At 72.8% G+C, this 16656-nt stretch carries 12 protein-coding genes; 4 read left to right on the top strand and 8 right to left on the bottom strand.

Annotated features, from left to right (window positions below):
• The first annotated feature begins 143 nt into the window (after positions 1-143).
• Entirely contained in the window at positions 144-1082 is a 939-nt protein-coding gene (locus ACIOHC_RS23095) for a hypothetical protein (RefSeq protein WP_351074453.1), read from the top strand.
• Between the two features lie 23 nt (positions 1083-1105).
• Here ACIOHC_RS23095 and ACIOHC_RS23090 read toward each other — a convergent pair whose 3' ends face one another.
• Positions 1106-2653 (bottom strand): DUF6350 family protein, encoded by a 1548-nt coding sequence (locus ACIOHC_RS23090; RefSeq protein WP_351074539.1) that lies wholly within the window; start codon positions 2651-2653, stop codon positions 1106-1108.
• Between the two features lie 125 nt (positions 2654-2778).
• Here ACIOHC_RS23090 and ACIOHC_RS23085 point away from each other — a divergent pair, with 125 nt between their 5' ends.
• Positions 2779-4221: a sigma factor-like helix-turn-helix DNA-binding protein gene (locus ACIOHC_RS23085; protein ID WP_351074454.1), complete on the top strand. Its 1443-nt coding sequence runs from the start codon at positions 2779-2781 to the stop codon at positions 4219-4221.
• Positions 4222-4360: 139 nt separating this feature from the next.
• On the opposite strand, the gene sucD is transcribed toward ACIOHC_RS23085, so the two are convergent.
• From sucD to ACIOHC_RS23055, 6 genes are all read right to left on the bottom strand, one after another.
• The gene (sucD, locus tag ACIOHC_RS23080) at positions 4361-5245 is read right to left on the bottom strand and encodes a succinate--CoA ligase subunit alpha (RefSeq protein WP_351074456.1); all 885 of its coding nucleotides are present in this window, start codon (positions 5243-5245) and stop codon (positions 4361-4363) included.
• A 21-nt stretch (positions 5246-5266) separates the two neighbouring features.
• Positions 5267-6448, bottom strand: a complete 1182-nt coding sequence (gene sucC, locus ACIOHC_RS23075; RefSeq protein WP_351074458.1) for an ADP-forming succinate--CoA ligase subunit beta — start codon at positions 6446-6448, stop codon at positions 5267-5269.
• A 522-nt stretch (positions 6449-6970) separates the two neighbouring features.
• Positions 6971-8191 carry a VWA domain-containing protein gene (locus ACIOHC_RS23070; protein WP_351074459.1) on the bottom strand — a complete coding sequence of 407 codons (1221 nt, stop codon included), beginning with the start codon at positions 8189-8191 and terminating at the stop codon, positions 6971-6973.
• Positions 8188-10674, bottom strand: a complete 2487-nt coding sequence (locus ACIOHC_RS23065; protein WP_365689998.1) for a DUF5682 family protein — start codon at positions 10672-10674, stop codon at positions 8188-8190. The genes ACIOHC_RS23070 and ACIOHC_RS23065 overlap by 4 nt, the downstream gene beginning before the upstream one ends.
• Complete coding sequence (locus ACIOHC_RS23060) at positions 10671-11783, bottom strand: AAA family ATPase (protein ID WP_351074462.1); 1113 nt, start codon at positions 11781-11783, stop codon at positions 10671-10673. Before ACIOHC_RS23060 ends, ACIOHC_RS23065 begins: the two co-directional genes overlap by 4 nt.
• Positions 11784-11893: 110 nt before the next feature.
• Positions 11894-12331 carry a hypothetical protein gene (locus tag ACIOHC_RS23055; RefSeq protein ID WP_351074463.1) on the bottom strand — a complete coding sequence of 146 codons (438 nt, stop codon included), beginning with the start codon at positions 12329-12331 and terminating at the stop codon, positions 11894-11896.
• Between the two features lie 132 nt (positions 12332-12463).
• Here ACIOHC_RS23055 and ACIOHC_RS23050 point away from each other — a divergent pair, with 132 nt between their 5' ends.
• Positions 12464-13915 carry an SWIM zinc finger family protein gene (locus tag ACIOHC_RS23050; RefSeq protein WP_351074464.1) on the top strand — a complete coding sequence of 484 codons (1452 nt, stop codon included), beginning with the start codon at positions 12464-12466 and terminating at the stop codon, positions 13913-13915.
• Positions 13916-13937: 22 nt separating this feature from the next.
• Entirely contained in the window at positions 13938-15572 is a 1635-nt protein-coding gene (locus ACIOHC_RS23045) for a DUF5691 domain-containing protein (protein ID WP_351074465.1), read from the top strand.
• A 287-nt stretch (positions 15573-15859) separates the two neighbouring features.
• Here ACIOHC_RS23045 and ACIOHC_RS23040 read toward each other — a convergent pair whose 3' ends face one another.
• The gene (locus ACIOHC_RS23040; protein WP_266415302.1) at positions 15860-16273 is read right to left on the bottom strand and encodes a cobalamin B12-binding domain-containing protein; all 414 of its coding nucleotides are present in this window, start codon (positions 16271-16273) and stop codon (positions 15860-15862) included.
• Positions 16274-16656 lie beyond the last annotated feature (383 nt).

The following is a 16656-nucleotide window of genomic DNA, read 5'->3' as shown; positions in this document are numbered from 1 at the left end:
AGCTCCGGAGGGCCCGCGTGGCAAGTACCACCGTCCGGCGCAGCGGCTCCCAGCTTTCGGCCCCTCCTGGCCGGGAGGTAGCGTCAGGGGACAGGGAACCGTCCGCAGGGCGGAAATGACGAGATGGGGAAGACGTTCACCATATGCCGGACCGACGCCGCCGCACCGCCTTCCGCCACCCGCTGCCCGACCGGACCTCGCTCCTGCTGCGGGAGCACCGGTCGCCCACGGGCCCTGCCCCCGCTTCTGACTCCTCCGGCTCGTCGGGGCCCACGGGCCCCGCGGACGACAACCCGTTCGCCGCACCGCCGGCGAACCGGCCCGACCAGCCCTGGCAGCCCCGCCACCCCTCGAACGCCGGGAACGGCAACGGGGACGGGAACGGCGGCAGGGGCAACGGCGACGGGGCGCCCGAGGGCGGCTCCCCCGACGAACGGCCGGCCCGGGGCAGCCAGTGGAGCAGCCGGCAGCCCGGTCGCCAGAGCGGCGACTTCGGCGGTCGCCCCGGAGGCCCGGGCGGGCCGAACGGTCCGGGTGGCCCCGAGGGCAAGCCGGGCGGACCGCGCTGGGACCCGACCGACCCCGCCCAGCGCCGCGCGCGCTACTCACTGCTCTGCGGCATGTGGGCCTTCTTCTTCGCGCTCTTCGACTTCCCGGAGATCGCCCTGCTGCTCGGCGCGCTCGCCCTGTACTGGTCGATCAGCGCGCTCCGGGCCAAGCCGAAGGGCGTGTCCGCACCGGGCGGCTCCGCCGGAGCGGCCGGGCCGGCCGCTCCGTCCGGCACACCGGCCGCCGGTCCCCTTCAGGGCTCCGGCTCCGGACATGTTCCGGCACCCCCCGCGCCCGGATCCGCGCCCGGCGCCCCCGCTCCGGGCTACGGCAGGCAGCAGACCACGGCAGCGGTCAGCGGCCTGGTGACGGCACTGCTCGCGCTCTCGATCGTGGCGACGACGTTCACGGTGCAGCTGGTCTACCGCGACTACTACACCTGTGTGAACGACGCCCTGACCAAGTCCGGCCAGCTGGCCTGCAACGACCTGCTGCCGAAGCCACTGGAGCCCTTCTTCGGCGTCAAGAACTGACGTCCGCCGGCCCGCAGGACAGCTCAGGGATGTCCGGACGGTCCCGCCTCCCCGGGCCGGGCCGTCCGTTCGTGCCAGGGATCGCTCGGCAGGAAGTCGTACGGCTCCGAGTCCTCGTCCGTCCCGGCCACGGGGGACGTCGCCGCAGGGGACGCCGTCGCGGTGGACACCCTCCCGGGGGTGCGCACGGCCACCGGCACCGCTCCCGGTCCGGGCAACTGCTCCGGCACCTCCGCAGAGGCCTGTCCAGCGACCGCCTGCGCCTTTGCCGCCGCCCGCTCCGCGCGCCGTCGCGACCACCGCCCCCCGGCGCTCCCCCGCAGCCGCCAGGCCCGCAGCAGCAGCGCCCCGGGGACACCGAGCACCGCTGTCCAAGCCAGGGCAGCCGCACCCGTCAGCCACCACACCGGGCCGAACTGAGCCAGCGCCCCGGTGCCGAGCGGTCCCCCCGCGACCCCGGCCAGCGCCGCCGTACCGATGCCGCACCCGAGCGCCGCCAGCCCTGCCGACAGCGCGGTCTCCCCCGGACTCCACGCCTCCTCCCGCCCGGCATCGGCGGGTGCGGCCCGTCGTACGGTGAACCAGGCGACCGTCACCCCGGCCGCGACCGGCACCGCCACGGCCGCCCAGTTCAGGAATGTCGCCGGGCCCTGGTCCGGCACCGCCGCGAGCAGCGGGAAGACGGGCCGTGCCGGACGCCCGGTGAAGGCGAGCGGGCTGACCGTGGACGCCGTACCGAGGGCGAAGCCCGGCCCGAGCCCGTACGCGGCGCCCCAGACCGCGGCGTTCGGCACCAGGACCAGCGCGAGCAGCAGCACCGAGACCCGGCCGGCCAAGTCGCCGGAGAGCTGGATGAACGACTGCTGCGCCGGCTGCGCGTGCCAGACCAGCGACACCGCGACGAGCAGCGCCCCGCCGCCGAGCAGTATCGCCACCCCGGCCGCGGCCGACCGGGCGACCGTGTCCGCGCGCTCCCTGAACCGGGAACGCGCCAGCTCCTCGTGCACCCGCACGGGCGCCCAGGACGGCGGCGGGCCGATGGGGCGCCCGGCAGCCGTCCAGATCCCGGCCGCCGCCGCGCCGGCCACCACAACGGCCGAAGGGAAGAACAGCGATGCCACGTGCACGGACAGCGAACCGCCCCGCGCATAGAGCGCGACGGCGGCCCCGATCAGCAGATATCCGCTGGTGATCATGGCGAACGCGCCCGCCGCCGAGGGTGCCTGACGCCCCTCGTCGACCTCCAGGGTGTCCCGGGCCGCACGGTGCACCAGCCACACCGGCACCACGGCGAGCAGCAGCGGGACGAGGCCGACCGGGGCGGGGACTCCGCTGAGCGTGTCGGCTCTGATCAGCTCCGCACCATGGGCGAGCAGCCAGAGTCCCGCCGACGCGTGAAAAGCCTCACCGGGGCCGTTGTCGGGGGCCGGGGAGCTGATCCACAGCACCATGACGAGCACGGTGAACCCGCCCAGCCCCAGCCCGGCGGCCAGCGCTCCACGCAGGAAGGCGAAGGCCAGAACGGCGGACCTGCTCTGCTCGGCCGACAACGAGGGGCTGCCTTCGGTCACTTGGGTCACACCGCAATGCTGCCAACGACACGCGCTTATTCCGCGTAACAGGCGAACACCCGCTGTGTCGCTCAATATGCGTTTATGTACTTTTCCACCCGACGTAGGCCCTCGGGGGGTCATTCATGACGCAGAGCTCGACCGATGCGACCACCGCACACCCGCTTCCCGACTCCGAGGAGCGCCGCAGGCTGCGTGAGGCGAAGTCGTTGAGTGAAGAGCAGGTCGCGACGGCGGTGGGCGTCACCCGGGCCGCGGTCCGCGACTGGGAACGGGGCCGCGCCACGCCCCGGGGACGCAGGCGTGAGGCGTACGCCAGGCTGATCGGCGGCAGCCGGAGAGGCTCCCGGGCCACGCCCGCGAGTACCCGGAACAAGCCCACCACCACGAGCACCCGGCCGAAGGCCGCCACCGAACGGGCGGCCCGGCCGGTGGCACCGACGACGGCCGGGGGACTGTCCGAGCCGGTGACGTCTCCTGCGCCGTCCCCTGCGCCGTCCCGCCCGCCGACCCCCGTCGAAGCCACCGGGAGCACCGCCATGGCCCCGACCGAGCCCGGCACCACCCCCGATCTGTCCGGCACGTCCGGAACATCGGGCACGTCCGGAACATCGGGCACACCCGGCACACCCCGCACGTCCGGCACACGCGGCGCGGGGAACGGATCTGCGGTGCCGGCCGCACCTGCCGCCCATGTCGCACCTGAAACACCCGGCGCCGACGAATCGCCCGAGGCGGTTGACGCGCCCGGGGCGGCTGCCGAGGCTTTCGACGCCCTGTACGCGCATTGCGCCACCGCCCTCCTGCACCAGACGTTTCTGCTGACCGGGCGCAGCGGCCGCTCCCAGGAGTCCGTCGCACGGGCCTTCGCGCTGGCCTGGGAACGCTGGCCCGAGGTCGCGGTGGACCGCGATCCGGTCGGCTGGGTGCGCGCCGCCGCCTACGAGTACGCGACATCGCCCTGGCACCGGCTGCGCCGCACGCACCGCCGCTTCGACCCGCCGCCCGCCGAACCCGGTGCGCGCGCGCTGCTCGACGCGCTGCTCGCACTGCCGCCGTCGTACCGTCGGACCCTGTTGCTGTACGACGGTGTCGGCCTGGACCTGCCGGAGACCGCCGCGGAGACGGAGGCCAGCACCCCGGCGGCGGCGAGCAGGCTGATGAACGCGCGTGCGGCGGTCGCCGAGCGGCTGCCCGAGCTGGCGGAAAGCTCGTCGCCCGGCGAGCAGTCGGCGCTCCTGCATCAGCGGCTCGGTGCGCTCGCCCTGACCCGGGCCCCCGCCCCGCTCCCCTCGCCCGGCGTGATCCGTACGAACAGCGAGCGCAGGGCCCAGATGTGGACCAGGGCAGCCGTTTCCTTCACTGCGCTGATCATCGGTCTGACGCTGTTCACTCTGGCGACGGCCCCGACGCGGTACGAGACCCCGGAGTCACCCGCTCAGCAGGTCGGCGGGGTGCCGCCCCGCAGCGGCCCGCAGAAGCTCTCGCCGCAGGACCTGCAGCTGCAGAAGCAACTGCTCGGCGAACTCGTCCAGGGTCCGGGCCGGCTGGTCCCCCGAGCCGGCTGAACGCGGGCACCGGCGGGCCGGGCGAGGGGCGGCAGAGAACAGGAAACGTCGCGGGCCCGTATCCCTGTGCAGGGGTACGGGCCCGCGACGTCTGTGCGGTGACGCGATGCTGCGGTGGTGCTCCGACGCGGTGAGGCGATCAGGCGCCGAGGATCTCGCGCGCCAGCTTGGCGGTCTCGGTCGGCGTCTTGCCGACCTTGACGCCGGCGGCCTCAAGGGCCTCCTTCTTCGCCTGCGCGGTGCCGGAGGAGCCGGAGACGATGGCGCCGGCGTGGCCCATGGTCTTGCCCTCGGGGGCGGTGAAGCCCGCGACGTAACCGACGACCGGCTTGGTGACGTTGGCCTTGATGAAGTCGGCCGCACGCTCCTCGGCGTCGCCGCCGATCTCACCGATCATGACGATCAGGTCGGTCTCGGGGTCGGCCTCGAACGCCGCGAGGGCGTCGATGTGCGTCGTGCCGATGACCGGGTCGCCACCGATGCCGACGGCGGAGGAGAAGCCGATGTCACGGAGCTCGTACATCATCTGGTAGGTCAGCGTGCCGGACTTGGACACGAGACCGATGCGGCCGGGCTTGGTGATGTCGCCCGGGATGATGCCGGCGTTGGACTGACCGGGGGTGATCAGGCCGGGGCAGTTCGGGCCGATGATCCGGGTCTTGTTGCCCTTCGATCCCGCGTACGCCCAGAAGGCCGCGGAGTCGTGGACGGCGATGCCCTCGGTGATCACGACGGCGAGCGGGATCTCGGCGTCGATCGCCTCGACGACGGCGGCCTTGGCGAAGGCCGGCGGCACGAAGAGAACCGACACGTTGGCGCCGGTCTTCTCCATCGCCTCGGCGACGGTCCCGAACACGGGTACCTCGGTGCCGTCGAAGTCGACGGTCGTGCCGGCCTTGCGCGGGTTCACGCCGCCGACGATGTTGGTGCCGTCACCGAGCATGAGCTTGGTGTGCTTCATGCCGGTGGCACCGGTCATCCCCTGGACGATGACCTTGCTGTCCTTGGTGAGGAAGATAGCCATGGTGTTGGAGTCCCTCGTCCCTTACTTCGCAGCCGCGGCGAGCTCGGCGGCCTTGTCGGCCGCGCCGTCCATGGTGTCCACACGCTGCACCAGCGGGTGGTTGGCGTCGGAAAGGATCTTGCGACCCAGCTCCGCGTTGTTGCCGTCGAGGCGCACGACCAGCGGCTTGGTGACCTCTTCGCCCTTGCTCTTGAGCAGCGCAAGAGCCTGGACGATGCCGTTGGCGACCTCGTCGCACGCGGTGATGCCGCCGAAGACGTTGACGAAGACGGACTTGACGTCCGGGTCGCCGAGGATGATCTCCAGGCCGTTCGCCATGACCTCGGCGGAGGCGCCGCCACCGATGTCGAGGAAGTTGGCGGGCTTCACGTTGCCGTGGTTCTCACCGGCGTACGCGACGACGTCCAGGGTCGACATGACCAGACCGGCGCCGTTGCCGATGATGCCGACCTCGCCGTCGAGCTTGACGTAGTTGAGGTTCTTGGCCTTGGCGGCAGCCTCGAGCGGGTTGGCTGCGGCCTTGTCCTCAAGAGCCTCGTGCTCGGGCTGACGGAAGTCGGCGTTCTCGTCGAGAGACACCTTGCCGTCCAGCGCCAGGACGTCGCCGGAGGCGACCTTGGCGAGCGGGTTGACCTCGACGAGGAGCGCGTCCTCGGCGACGAAGGTGTCCCACAGCGTCACCATGACCTCGGCGACCTTCTCGGCCACCTCGGCCGGGAACTTCGCCTGGGCGACGATCTCGCGGGCCTTCTCGATCGTGACACCGGTGTTGGAGTCGACCGGGACCTTCGCGAGGGCCTCGGGGGTCTTCGCCGCGACCTCCTCGATGTCCATGCCGCCCTGCACCGAGGCCATGGCCAGGAAGGTGCGGTTGGTGCGGTCGAGGAGGTACGAGACGTAGTACTCCTCAAGAATCTCCGGCGCGGTCTCGGCGATCATCACCTTGTGGACCGTGTGGCCCTTGATGTCCATGCCGAGGATGTCGGTCGCGCGGGCGACCGCCTCGTCGGGGGTGGCGGCCAGCTTGACGCCGCCGGCCTTGCCGCGGCCTCCGACCTTCACCTGCGCCTTGACGACCGACTTGCCGCCCAGCCGCTCGGTCGCCTCGCGGGCTGCCTCAGGCGTGTCGATGACTTCACCGGCCAGCACCGGTACACCGTGCTTGGCGAAGAGGTCCCTCGCCTGGTACTCGAACAGGTCCACGCGCGTCCGTCCCTTAATCAAATGGTCTCGCGGTTCGTTTTCTGCGTGGGCGTGCCGCGAGGGGCAACGTGACTGCTCTGTCACTAGGAAGGCGCACACGGTGACCCGGGGTACGCGGCATGTCCATCTCGCAGGTTATCCCCGCGCTCCGCAGGACCCTAAATCGCAGAACGCGCCTGAGCGGTGATTACGGTCACAGATCCGGCCCGCGGCCGGGTCGCAGTGGACAGAACGGCACGGCCGCGATGTCTGTGGGCAGGAGCCTCGGGTCCAGCCGGTCGGGTGGTCCCTGAGCAGCCGGTCGGGTGGTCCCCGGACAGCCGCCCCCGGCCGCCCGGTCGTACGGAAACGGTCCCGTGGCTCCCGTACGCCGGGCCGTCCGATGGCGTCATGGAGCGTGCCGGTGACCGTGTCCGCCGGGCCCGCCACCTCGTGCCGGTCCGCCTCGTGCCGGTCCGCCTCGGCCCGGTCGGCCGGCCCGGCGGTCGCACCGGCCCCCGTCCTCGTCGGTGCCGCCTCTCGTCACTGAAGGGGCTCCTTGTCCGGTACGGGCAGCGGCCTCTTCTCGATGGCCGCCGCCATCACCTCCGGGAAGAGATCAGGGGTGCATGCGAACGCGGGTGCGCCCAGGGACCCGAGGGCCGCCGCGTGGTCCCGGTCGTAGGCGGGCGCCCCTTCGTCGGACAGTGCGAGCAGCGTCACGAACTGCACGCCGGAGGCCTTCATCGCGGCGACCCGCTTCAGCATCTCGTTGCGTATGCCGCCCTCGTAGAGGTCGCTGATGAGCACGACGACGGTGTCGGCGGGGCGGGTGATCTTCGACTGGCAGTACGCCAGCGCCCGGTTGATGTCGGTCCCGCCGCCGAGTTGGGTGCCGAAGAGTACGTCGACGGGGTCGTCGAGCTGGTCGGTGAGGTCGACCACGGCCGTGTCGAAGACGACGAGCCTGGTGCGCAGGGTGCGCATGGAGGCGAGCACCGCGCCGAAGACGGAGGCGTAGACGACCGAGGCCGCCATCGACCCGGACTGGTCGATGCAGAGGATGACGTCCTTCTTCACGGACTGTGCGGCCCGTCCGTAGCCGATGAGCCGCTCGGGGACGACGGTGCCGTACTCGGGGAGGTAGTTCTTGAGGTTGGCCCGGACGGTGCGGTCCCAGTCGATGTCGTGGTGGCGCGGGCGGTTGATCCTGGCCGAACGGTCCAGTGCGCCGGTGAGTGTGGCCCGGGTGCGGGTGGCCAGCCGCTTCTCCAGATCGTCGACGACCTTGCGCACGACCGCTCTTGCGGTCTCCTTCGTCGTCTCGGGCATGGCCTTGTTGAGCGAGAGGAGTGTCCCGACGAGGTGGACGTCCGCCTCGACGGCCTCCAGCATCTCCGGTTCGAGAAGCAGGGCGGCGAGCCCGAGTCGGTCGATCGCGTCACGCTGCATGACCTGGACCACGGAGCCGGGGAAGTAGGTGCGGATGTCTCCGAGCCAGCGGGCGACCGAGGGGGCGGAGGCCCCGAGCCCCGCCGAGCGGCTGTTCCCGCCCCGGCCACCGGGACCCGCCCCGCCGCCGTACAACGCGTTGAGTGCGCCGTCCGTCGCGGCGTCGCGTCCGGTGAGGGTGCAGCCGGTGCTCTCGGCGCTGTCGCCGCCCAGGACCAGCCGCCACCGGCGCAGCCGTTCGTCGTTCGCCGGGCCGCCGGACGGCGGGCCGGGGGCCGGGTGCGGTGCGGTGCCGGCCGTGTCCGTGGTCATCCTGTCGCCCCCAGCGGTTCCTCGGCGTTCTCGACTCTCTCGTGCCTCTCGTCCCCCTCGCCCGGGTCGACGCCGCCCGGGTCCGGACCGGTGCCGGAGCCCAGACCGAGCATCAGGCGCAGCAGCGGTACCACCGCATCGGCCCGGTCCGTGTCGAGTCCGGGGCCGAAGCCGGGCGCCGTCGTGCCGGTACCGGTGGGTGTCGGTCCCCCGGTGGCCGGCCCGCGCCGTACCAGTTCGCCCAGCGTGCGCCGTACGCCCGCCTCGTACGCCGAGAAGGTGCGGCGCAGCAGGGGCAGTACATCGGCGAAGGTGTCGGCGGGAACCCCGGTGAGCCAGGCGTCGACCAGGCCGAGCAGCCGCTCGTCGTGGACGAGGAGCATGCCGCCCCCGGCGGCCCCGCCGACGAACCCCTCGATCCAGGCGGCGGCCTCGGCCGGGGGTGTGCCGGGCGACAGGGCCAGGCCCATCAGCCGTGCCGCGTCGTCCTCCGCGAGCCGTCCTTCGTCGAGCAGCAGCCGGGCCGCACCGCCCCGGATGACGCCCGCGACCGTGTCCCGGACGGCGAGCCTGTGCAGTACGGCGGTCCAGCGCGCACGCAGCCCGGCCCCGTCGGCGTCCGCTCCGACGGCCCCCGTGAGCAGCCCGATCGCGGAGTGGACACCGTCCACCCGGCGGCGCAGTTCGGCGGCACCGTCGGCATCGAGTCCGGTGCACGCGGGCGGCAGGCCGACGCAGATCCGTTCTGCGAGCCCGGTCGCGACACCGCCGAGCGCCGCCGTGTCCGTGGACCGCACGTCGCCGTAGCGCAGGGTGCGGGCCAGCGCGGGAAGGGCGTCGGCGAGATGACCGACGTCGGCGTCGAGCGCGGCGCGGTCGGCGAGGACCCTCATCACCACGGGGAGTGCGTCGGGCAGTTCCGCGAGGAGGCAGTGCTCGGCCAGTGCGGTGACCTCGGCGAGCGTGCTCGCCGAAGCGGCCTGGGACTCGGCTCTGGCGGTCGCGGCGGAGAGCACGGTGGTGCCCCAGGTCCCGGCCTCCGCGACGCGCACGTACAGCTCGGGTTCCCAGCGCAGCCGCCAGCTCTCCCGGAACGTGCCGGTGCTCGCCCGGCCCGCGGCGGGCTCGCCCCAGCCGACGGCGAGGATCCGCAGCCGGTGGAGCAGCCGACTGCGGGCCGCGTCGGTGTCCTTGCGCAGGTCGAGCTCCAACTCCCGCTCCAGCGCCTCCGGTTTGAGCCGGAGCGTGCGCTGCTGTCGGGTGAGGTCGCGTTGCAGGGGCACGGCGGGGGCGGTGTCCGGCACTTCACCGAGTGTCTCGCCGACGATCAGCCGGTCCTGCACGAGCGCGAGCGGCACATCGGAGCCTTCGCACATCACGGCCCGGATCGCGTCGGTCGTCTCGCCCAGACCGGCGAGCGGGCGGCCCCGCATGACGGCGAGGGCCTCGGCGAGCCGGACGGCCTCGATGACATGGGCGGACGAGACGAACCGGTCCTCGTCGCGGAGGAGCCCGGCGACCTTGGTCATCCACCGTACGACCGGACGGTCGGCGGCGTCGAAGAGGTGCCCGTACCAGCCGGGTGAGTCGATGCCCGCCCCGTATCCGCTGTGCCGGGCGAGCCGACGGTGCGACCAGGGGACCCAGGTCAGCTCGGTCTTGACCTTGGGCAGCCCCTTGAGCAGGGCCCTGTCTGCGGCGAGCGTGGTCTTCGCACCGAGCGCGGGCACGTGCCAGGCGCCGCAGACGACCGCGACGTCCTCGCCGAACTCCTTCACTGCCTTGCGCAGTTGGAGGCGCATGTACGCCTCCCGGACGGTGTCCCGGGGATGGCCGCCGTCCCCGTACACCTCGCGCAGGGCGGTCATCGCCTCGGCGAGCGCGGCGAACGGTGCCCGCGGATCGGTGGCCGCGCCGTCCCGGGCGCGGTGTTCGACGACGTCCTCCCACCAGCGCTCCGGGTCGTCGTAACCGGCCGTCCCGGCCAGCACGCCGATGGGGTCGACCGGGGCGGGTGCGGGCGGACCGCCCGTGCCCGCCGCCGGGTCCGCGCCCGTGTCCACCGCCCCCTTCCCGCTCTCGTTCCCGTCTCCGTCCTCGTCGCCCTCGCCGTCGTGGCCCGCTCGACGCTCCTCCGCCTGGGTCATGGCCAGGGAGTTGGCGGCGGGCAGGTCGACGAAACGGACCGGCACGTCGTGCGCCAGCGCCCAGCGGATCGCGACCCACTCGGGCGAGAAAGCCGCCAGTGGCCAGAACGCCGCCCGCCCGGGGTCGTCCACGGCGTGGGCGAGGAGCGCGACCGGCGGCCGCATCCGCTCGTCGGCGGCCAGCGGCAGCAGTGCGTCACCCTCCGCAGGCCCCTCGATGAGCACGGCCTCCGGGCGGGCGGCTTCCAGGGCCGCGCGGACGGCGCGGGCCGAACCGGGCCCGTGGTGCCGCACCCCCAGCAGCAGCGGTCCGGCGGGACGTGCGGCCCGGGTCATACGGACACCTCGCGGCAGGCGCGGTAGAAGTCCTGCCACCCGTCCCGCTCACGGACCACGGTCTCCAGGTACTCCTGCCAGATCACCCGGTCGGCCGCGGGGTCGCGGACGACCGCGCCGAGGATGCCCGCCGCCACGTCGCCGGGGCGCAGCACCCCGTCGCCGAAGTGAGCGGCCAGCGCGAGGCCGTTGGTGACGACGGAGATCGCCTCGGCCGTCGACAGCGTCCCCGAGGGGGATTTGAGTTTGGTACGCCCGTCGGTGGTGACCCCGTCGCGCAGTTCGCGGAAGACCGTGACGACACGCCGGATCTCGGCCATGCCGTCGGGTGCGGCCGGGAGGTCGAGCGAGCGCCCGATCTGATCGACGCGCCGGGACACGATGTCGACCTCCGCGTCGGCGGTGGCCGGCAACGGGAGCACCACGGTGTTGAACCGGCGGCGCAACGCGCTGGACAGCTCGTTGACCCCGCGGTCGCGGTCGTTGGCGGTGGCGATGACGTTGAATCCGCGGACCGCCTGGACCTCCTGCCCCAGTTCCGGGACGGGGAGGGTCTTCTCCGACAGGATTGTGATGAGCGAGTCCTGCACATCGGCGGGGATCCGGGTGAGCTCCTCGATCCGCGCCGTCATGCCTCCGGACATGGCGCGCATGAGCGGGCTGGGCACCAGGGCGTCCCGGCTGGGCCCGTGCGCGAGCAGTTGCGCGTAGTTCCAGCCGTAGCGGACGGCCTCCTCCGGGGTACCGGCCGTGCCCTGGACGAGCAGCGTCGAATCACCGCTGACGGCGGCCGCGAGATGCTCGGACACCCAGGTCTTGGCGGTGCCGGGAACGCCGAGGAGCAGCAGGGCCCGGTCGGTGGCGAGCGTGGTCACGGCGACCTCGACGAGGCGGCGCGGACCGACGTACTTGGGTGTGATCACCGTGCCGTCGGGCAGGGTGCCGCCGAGCAGGTAGGTGGCGACGGCCCACGGCGAAAGCTGCCAACGGACCGGCCGCGGGCGGTCGTCGGCCGCGGCGAGGGCCTTCAGCTCATGGGCGAAGGCGTCCTCGGCATGCGGTCGCAGCGCCTGCGCGGCCACGGCTGCGGTGGTTTCGGACACGGTCATGGATCCCCCTCCAGATCGGTCGACCTGATGTGGTTCCCACCGTGCACCACGGCACTGACAATCGGTCCCGACCGCAGGTCAGGACCGATTCAGCCGCTTCGGGGCGGAGTTCAGCCCGCCACCGGCGAGACCGCGACGCAACCGCCCGCGGCGAGCAGGCCCTTGCCCTCGGCCTTCTTGATGACCTTGCCCTCGTACGTGATCGAGCAGGCCACCTCGACCCCGTCCCCGTCCAGGGCGACCGGCATGACGGCGGGGGGCATGATTCCGCGCAGTGTGACGGTCTTCCGCCACGGCAGGGTGGGGGACTCGACCGTCTCGATCTTCGGCTCCATGGCCTTGCCCCCGCCCCCGTGGAACTGGATCTCGTCGACGTTCGTGCCGGTGACCTCGTACGTGACCTCGTAGGTCTCGTCCACGGCCCTGTCCACCTGGTCGACGGCCTCGGAGCAGGCACCGAGGCCCATGGCGAGGCCGAGGACGACGGTTGCGCAGACGGCAGTACGCACGGTGCCTGCGTGACGGATGTCGCGGACGACATGGCTCATCGGTTCATCCCCCCGGATCCGAGTGTCAGAGCTCGCAGCGAATCGCAAAGGGACAGTAAAGTCAAGTGGTACGCATGACGACGAATCAGCAGGTCAGAAGGATTGTCAGCGGCGCGCCCTACCGTCGTCCCCATGCTGCTATCTCACGGGGGAGAACCCTTGCGCGCGGCCGACCCGGCAGCGCGCTGGACGGTGGAGCAGGTCCTGGCCCTGGCTCCTGACGAGGCATCACGCAGGGCGGGGAGCAAGCTCGGTTCGGCCGGGCCGTGGTCGGGCGCCGGGTGTGACGGTTCGGGCGCGGTCTGGGGGCTGTGCAGAGGAAGCGGGAGCAAGCCGTATCAGACCGTGGTCGACACCACCGGCCCTGCGTACAAGTGCAGTTGTCCCAGCAGGAAGTTCCCGTGCAAGCACGCGTTGGGCCTGCTGCTGGTCTGGGCGTCCGGCGAATCGGCCCTGCCCGCGGGCGGGGTCCCGGACTGGGCCGGTGAGTGGCTGACGGGCCGTCGCAGTCGCGGTGAGGAGAAGAAGAACGGGGAGAAGGCCGGGCCCGCGGCGGGCGACACCCCGGCCACCGGACCGGCCGATCCGGAGGCCGTCCGGCGGCGCGCCGTGCGCCGGGCCGAACGGATCACCGGCGGTGCGCAGGAGCTGGAGCAGCGGCTGGGGGATCTGCTGCGCGGCGGTCTGGCGGCGGCCGATCAGTCGGAGTACGGGCTGTGGGAGGAGACGGCCGCCCGCATGGTCGACGCCCAGGCTCCAGGTCTGGCCTCACGGGTGAGGGAGTTGGGTGCCGTCCCGGCCTCCGGGCCGGGCTGGCCGGTGCGACTGCTGGAGGAGTGCGCGCTGCTCCATCTGCTGGACAGCGCATGGCTGCGCATCGACCGGCTGCCGGAGCCACTGGCGGCCACGGTCCGCACACGCGTGGGGCTGACCGCCCCCGCCGAGGGCCCATCGGTCCGCGACCACTGGCTGGTCCTCGCCCAGTACGACGCCCCGGACGGCAAGCTCGTCACGCGCCGGATCTGGTTGTACGGGAGGGACTCGGGCCGCATGGCGTTCCTGCTCTCCTTCGGGGCGGCCGGACGTTCCCCCGCTCTGGCACTGCCGGTGGGCGTCACGATCGATGCCGAGGTCACGCCCTATCCGGGCGCCGGCCGGCTGAGGGCGGAACTGGGCCGGCAGTTCGGTGTCCCGTCGTCGGCCGGTTCGCCACCGACGGGCGGCACGGTGGCGACCGCGATCGGTGCGTACGGGGACGCGCTGCACAACGATCCCTGGCTGGACTCCTGGCCGGTGACGCTGCGCGATGTCATACCCGTGCCGTCCGGGGACGGGTGGCAACTGGTGGACGCGGCAGGGGACGCAGCCCTGCCCCTCACCCCGGCGGCGCTGTCCAGGCCCGGTCTGTGGAAGCTCGTCGCACTCTCCGGCGGCTCCCCGGTCACGGTCTTCGGCACATGCGGCCACCGGGGCTTCGACCCGTTCACGGCCTGGTCCACGGACGTGGGTGCCGACGGTACCGGGACCGGCGGCGCCGAGATCAGCCGCACCACAACGACGTCCGAAACCGTGCCGCTCATCTGACATCGGATTCGAAGGAGGACCCATGCCTCGCACCACCACAGCGCCGCCCCGCACCACCACCGCCATGCCACCGACCGTCACGGACATGCCGTGGGAGGAGCTCGTCACCTCGGCGCTCCTCGGCACCGACCGCCGCCCCCCGGAGGGAGGCGGCGGGCCGGTCGGACTGCTGGACGCGGCGGCGCTCCACACCGTTCGGCGCAGGGCGGGGCTGCTGCCCGCCGCCGCGGCCGCCCGTCCCCGCCCGGCGCCCGTCGATCCCCGCCCGCCGCTGCCTCCGGCCGCCCGGCGCAGGCTGGCCCAACTCCTCACGGACCGTTCGGCATCGGGCGGCTCGGGCGGCCGGCGCGGCACGGCGCCCGATCTCATGGAGCTGATCCCGCAGTGGCTGGCCACCGCCAACCGGCACGGCTACGGGGCACCGCCCGCGCTGCTCCCGCCCCTGCTGGACGCGGCCAGGTCCCGCACCGATCTACGGCCTCAGGCACTGGCCTTCGCCGGACCGCGCGGGTTGTGGCTGGCCGGACTGAACCCCGAGTGGAAGTTCGCGCTGCGCGGCTCGCCCGGCGGCTCGTCACTGCCCGACGTCACGGATCCGGAAGCGGTCTCCCGGCTCTGGCAGGAGGGCCTCTTCGCCGAACGGGTCGCCCTGCTCGGGGCCGTACGCTCGCACGATCCGACTCAGGCGCTCGCGCTGCTCGGCACCACGTGGACGACCGAGCGCGCCGAGGACCGGCTGATGTTCCTCGATTCTCTGCGCACGGGACTGTCCGCGGTGGACGAGCCCTTCCTGGAACAGGCCCTCTCCGACCGCAGCCGCAATGTCCGCTCGACGGCCGCCGAGCTGCTGTCAGCGCTGCCGGAGTCGGCGTTCGCCGGACGGATGGCGGCCCGCGCGATGTCCTGTGTGAGTCCGGACCTCACGGATGACGCCGCCTCCGTCGCCGTGGAGGCCCCGCACGAGTGCGACGCGGCGATGGAGCGCGACGGCGTGGTGGCGGTGCCGCCGTCCGGTCGGGGCGAACGGTCCTGGTGGCTGGGCCAGTTGGTGGAGGCCGCACCGCTGGCCACCTGGCCCGCGCGATTCGGTGGCTGTACCGCGCAGGAAGTGGTCGCCCTGCCGGTGGCCGACGGTTGGGCGGAGGAGCTCCACGCGGCATGGTGCCGGGCGGCAGTGCGGCAGCGGGATCCGGAGTGGGCCCGCGCACTGCTCGGCTCCCCCTCCGTCCCCCCGTCGCACGGCCCCGGTACGGCGTCGCTCGCCGAGCGGTCGAAGCTCCTCGCGGTACTTCCCCCGTCCGAACGGGGCGCATGGGTGGCCGGCTTCATCGCGGCGCACGGGCTGTCCGAGGCGTTCCAGTTGCTCGGGGTCTGTCCCACGCCGTGGGCCGAGCCGCTCGGCCGCTCGGTCGTCGACGCCCTGGACATCGCCCGGGACGCGGGCAGCTACCCCTGGAGCTTCAGCGGTGTGATGGGCCTCGCCGAACGCTGCCTGAACCCGGCCGAGGCGGACCGTCTCGAAATCCTCACCACCACCCCGGACGAACCGGAAGACGCCTCACCGGGCGCGAACGGCTACTGGTCGGAGGCGTTCCGACGCCTGGTCTCCACATTGCGGCTGCGCGCGGCGATGGACGTGGAGCTGATACCGGGCTGAGGGGGTCGAGGGACCACGGGTTCCGCTCGACCGATTCCGGGTTTCGCTCGGCGGACTCCGGTTCGGCGGCCGGGGCGCCGGACGGTCTGCGCGTGGGCCGCGGGCAGGGGCCCGGGACCTGTGCACGGCTGGGGAGGGCGGGTCCGTCGGCCTGCCCCCCGGGTCCGGCCGTCACCCGGGTCCGACCGTCGCCGATTCCGGGCATCACGCGGCCGGAGGCCGGTGCGGCCGGGGACACCACCCTGGGCAGGCGGGCCGAGCGGCCCGCTGCCTCGTGGTGGGAAGGATCAGGCCTCCGCGGGGTGCCGGACGTTCGCGTTGACCCAGTCGACGATCGACGCCGTCGTCGCACCGGGGGTGAAGATCTCCGCGACGCCCTGGTCCTTCAGCGGCGCGATGTCCGCCTCCGGGATGATGCCGCCGCCGAAGACCTTGATGTCCTCCGCCTCGCGCTCCTTCAGCAGCTCGATCACCTTGGCGAAGAGCGTGTTGTGCGCGCCGGAGAGGATCGACAGGCCGATCGCGTCGGCGTCCTCCTGGATCGCGGTGTCCACGATCTGCTCCGGCGTCTGGTGGAGCCCGGTGTAGATGACCTCCATACCGGCGTCGCGCAACGCCCGCGCGATCACCTTGGCCCCGCGATCATGGCCGTCGAGGCCCGGCTTGGCCACCACCACACGGATAGGACCGGTCACACCCATCACTGCCTCCACATGCGTCTCCCGTGCCTGAAGGGCCGGGGATGTGAACGAACGTTATCGACAGCATCCCGCAACCCGCCGTTTCGCGGTGGGCGGGGAGGGGGAAATCACACGTGGGACACGTTCACCGGGCGCCGTTCCCGTTTCAGGCGGCACACCTGCCGTGCGGGACCGGCCGCCAGGGGAGCCGCTACGAGGTCACCGTACCGCCGCGCCGCCAGCCGCGCGGCACGGCGGTACGGCCTGTCGCCCCATCGGCGCCAAGACCGTCGGCGTCGGAGCCATCGGCGCCGGGACCGTCGGTGTCGGAAACTGGTATCGGGACCATCGCTGTCGGGACCGTGGGCCGAGCATGCGCCGGTCACCACCGGTGAGCGTCGGAG

It is taken from the genome of Streptomyces sp. NPDC088252 (assembly GCF_044740965.1).
Taxonomy (GTDB): Bacteria; Actinomycetota; Actinomycetes; order Streptomycetales; family Streptomycetaceae; genus Streptomyces.
The sequence above is the reverse complement of the archived record's forward strand: the minus strand, read 5'-3'. Positions and strand labels throughout refer to the sequence as shown.